The organism is Streptomyces calidiresistens, from assembly GCF_014141525.1.
Taxonomy (GTDB): Bacteria; Actinomycetota; Actinomycetes; order Streptomycetales; family Streptomycetaceae; genus Streptomyces; species Streptomyces calidiresistens.
The window spans coordinates 1-3,528 of record NZ_VKHS01000589.1; the positions used below are offsets into that span (position 1 = coordinate 1).

Here is a 3,528-nt window from a genome sequence, read left to right on the forward strand (position 1 = left end):
CGGGGTGGGTCCCCGCGCCGGGGTGGGGGCGCCCCGGCGCGCGCAGGGGCGATCGCACCGGCGGGTCACGCCGGGGATTCCGCCCCCCGTCGGCGGCGCCGGCCGGTCGGCCGTAGAGTGCGGGAGAGCCCGACGCGGTGAGACGCGGTGACGGTGCCGGGGACCGGGCGGTCCGATCGGCGCGCGGTGGGCACGCCGCGCCCCGATTCCCCGTCCGATCGGTGGTGTGCCGGCGCGATGTGCGCCCCGGCGTGTTCCCGGAGGCTTGAGAAGCCCGAAACCGGGCATCGCGATGGGCGAAGCGGGCCCTCGATCGGGGGTCGGTGACCGAAGGGCCCGCGGGCGGCCGCTCGTCCCGGGTGTCGGACGATCGCGAAGAGGGGCTGCGGGACGTGACCTTGACGGTACGGGAGGAACGACTCGGCGCCTGGTGGGTGCTCAGGGTCGAGGGAGAGCTCGATCTGGTCAGTGCCCCGACGGTGCGTCGCCGGGTGCACGACGCGGTGGCCGAGGGGCGCCGTGATCTGATCATCGATCTGAGTGGGGTGCGGTTCTGCGACTCCACCGGGGTGGGGGTGCTGATCGCCGCCCGGCGGCTGCTGCGGTCCTGCGCCGGCCGGTTGCGCATCGTCCTGCCGGCGGAGGCCGGTGGCGAGGGCTCGCACGTCAATCGGGTGCTGGCGGCCCTGGGGGTGCTCCGACTGTTCGAACACTACGCCGATCCGGAGAGCGCGGCCCGGGACACGACGGAGCCGCTGCCGACCTGAGGCCGGACCGGCGGTCCCGCCGTCCCGCCGTCCCGCCCGCGCCCCGCGCGCGCGGGGGGCGTTCCCCGCGCGCGGCCGGCGTTCGGGCACGGTCGGGGCGCCTCGCACATCACACCGGGTCGTACTCCTTTGCGCCGGAATACCCCGGAAGTGCTTGTTGTGCGGGTCCTCCGTCAACCATGCTGGTTCGTCCCGGGATTCGCGCGCCGTGGCGCGGTCCCGGGGAGCTTTCGGGCGTGCCGGGAGCGGATTCCACCGGTTCGGATGGTGTGAGCGGTGCAGGAACTGCAGGAGCGGTTGGAGGTCGGGACCGATCCGGGGGAGGTCTCCCGGGCGAGGGCGTTGACGCGACGGTTCGTCGGGGGTCTCCCCGACCCCCCGGTCGACCTGATCGACACCGCGGTGCTGCTGGTCTCGGAACTGGTCACCAACGCCGTCGTGCACACCGGGAGGTCGGCGGTGCTGCGGCTGGAGATCCTCCCCGCGCCGGGGGCGGCCCATCGTCACCCACCGGTTCGCCCCTCACCGGGCGGCGGGCGGGCGGGACGGCCGGTCGGTACCGGGGAGCGCCGCGGGGCCCCGGTGGAGCCGGTCGGGGCCGGCGGCTGCGCCGTGTGCGGGAAAGGGGCGACGGACGGTTCCGGGCCGCCGGCCGCCGGGCGGGCACCGGTGGTCCTCCGCATCGAGGTCGTGGACCGCACCCTGCGCCCCCCGTGCCGCCGGGAGGCGGGCGACGAGGACACCAGCGGGCGCGGGCTGGAACTGGTCCAGGCGCTCGCCCACCGCTGGGGGTGGCGTCCCCACCCCGGTGGCAAACGCATCTGGTGCGAATTGGACTGCTCGGCGGGAGGGCCGGTGGACCGGGTGGACCGGCGGATTCCGGCCGGGTCCCGGCGGCCCCCCGCGACCTGAGCCGGGGCCCGCCGGCGGGGCGCGTCAACCCGTCGGGGCCGGCCGGGGCCTCCCGTCCTCCGCGGCGGGGTCGTCCGCCGCGGGGGGTACGGCCGCCGGCGGGGTGTCCGGGGCGCCCCCGACCGGGCCCGGCGCAGTCGCCTGCTCCACCGGGGTGCCGACGGATCCGGGACCGGTGACGGAGTCGCCGTCGGGGACGGCCGGGGTGTCCGGGCCGGTCGGGGGCGGGTCGCTCCCCTCGTTCCGCGCGGTCGGCACGGGCGCCGGGGCATCCCCCGGGGCGCCGGGTGCCCCTTTCCTGTCCTCGGCGTCCCGGGCGTCCTCGGCGTCGCTCCCGCCGGCGGGGCCCTCCACGGCCGGACCCGAGGCGCCGGTCCGCGCCGGGATGACCCGGGGGTCGGCGCCGGCGGCCACCGCCGCGCGGGCGTCCCGCGCGGCCCGCGCGGCGGCCCGGCGGGCCCGGCGACCGCTCTCCCCGCTGCGGTGCTCGTACAGTTCACGCGTCACCGCCGAGGCCACCCGGGGGGCCTGGCGGGCGATCTCCCTCAGCATGCCGCTGATGGGGTGGGTGTAGCCGGTGAACCACAGGCCCGGGGCCTGCGGCAGCGGACCCTCCGGGCCCTCCGCGAGCGGTCGGCCCGCGTCGTCGAGCACTCCCAGGTGCCCCACCAGCGGCTCGAGGCCCGGTTGCCAGCCGGTGGCGGCGATGACCACCTCGGGGGTGATGGACCCGCCGTCGGCGAGGAGCACCCGGTCGCCCTCGAAGCCGGTCACGGCCGCGACCGGCTCCACCAGCCGCCGGCGCACCGCCCGTACCAGGCCGACGTCCTGCACGGGGATGGCGCCCTCACGGACCCGTGAGTACAGCCCGCTCTCCGGGCGCGGCAGGCCGTACCGGGTCAGGTTCGGCACCAGGCGGGTCATCGGCACGGCGAGCCGGTCCACCACGCCCACCGGCAGCCGCCGGCACAGCACGGCGGAGGCCTGGGCGGGCCAGCCCAGGGTGGAACGCCGGACGATGTGCGGGGGTGTGCGGACGGCCAACCGGACCCGACCGGCGCCGGCCGCGGCCAGTTCGGCCGCGATCTCGGCACCGCTGTTTCCCGTGCCGACCACCAGGACGTCCCGCCCGGTCAGGGTGTCGGCGGTGCGGTACCCGGAGGCGTGGAGGAACTCGCCGGTGAAACCGTCGAGCCCCGGCCAGGCCGGTATCCGGGGCACCCGGTTGGCGCCGGTGGCGACGACGACGGCGGCGGCGCGCAGTTCCCGGCCGCCGTTGGCCCGCAGCAGCCAGCGCCCCCCGTCCCGGACCCCGCCGGAATCGTCGGCGTCCCCGGGCTCGGCGAGGGGCTCGATCCGGGAGACCTCCACGCCGCATGCCAGTTCGAGTCGATGGGCGCGGGCGTACCGTTCGAGGTAGGCGACGTACTCGTCACGGGGGACCCAGCGGCCGGCGGATCGGGGGATCGGCAGGCCGGGCAGCGAGGACCAGCGGCGGGTGGTGTGCAGGCGCAGCCCGTCCCAGTGGTTCCGCCAGGAGGTGCCCGGCTCGGCGCCCCGCTCCAGGACGACGGTCCGGATGCCGCGCCGGACCAGGGCGGCGGCGGTGGCGAGGCCGCTGGGGCCGCCCCCGATGACGTGCACCGGCGATGTGGTGGCGGGTATCGGCATGTCCAGAGGATACGCAGCCGACGGGGCCCTGCCGGCCGATGGCGGGCCGGTGTTACCCGCTTGTGGCCGGGTTGCGGCGGGGCGTGCCGCCCGGGCGGGTTCGCATGGAAGCGCGGTGAATGCCCCGTGGAGGGAGATGGAGGAGAGGAGAGAGAAGAGGGGGAGAGGGGGCCGGGGA

General features: G+C 77.3%; 2 protein-coding genes and 1 pseudogene. 2 read left to right on the forward strand and 1 reads right to left on the reverse strand.

From position 1 onward, the window contains the following. Window positions 1-392: 392 nt before the first annotated feature. Window positions 393-767 carry an STAS domain-containing protein gene (locus FOE67_RS20065; RefSeq protein WP_182666237.1) on the forward strand — a complete coding sequence of 125 codons (375 nt, stop codon included), beginning with the start codon at window positions 393-395 and terminating at the stop codon, window positions 765-767. A gap of 276 nt (window positions 768-1,043) precedes the next feature. Continuing rightward, window positions 1,044-1,679 carry an ATP-binding protein gene (locus tag FOE67_RS20070; protein WP_182666238.1) on the forward strand — a complete coding sequence of 212 codons (636 nt, stop codon included), beginning with the start codon at window positions 1,044-1,046 and terminating at the stop codon, window positions 1,677-1,679. A gap of 495 nt (window positions 1,680-2,174) precedes the next feature. Here the strand turns inward: FOE67_RS20070 and FOE67_RS20075 are convergent. Then, a pseudogene (locus FOE67_RS20075) lies at window positions 2,175-3,350 on the reverse strand (flavin-containing monooxygenase); the annotation flags it as partial. Window positions 3,351-3,528 lie beyond the last annotated feature (178 nt).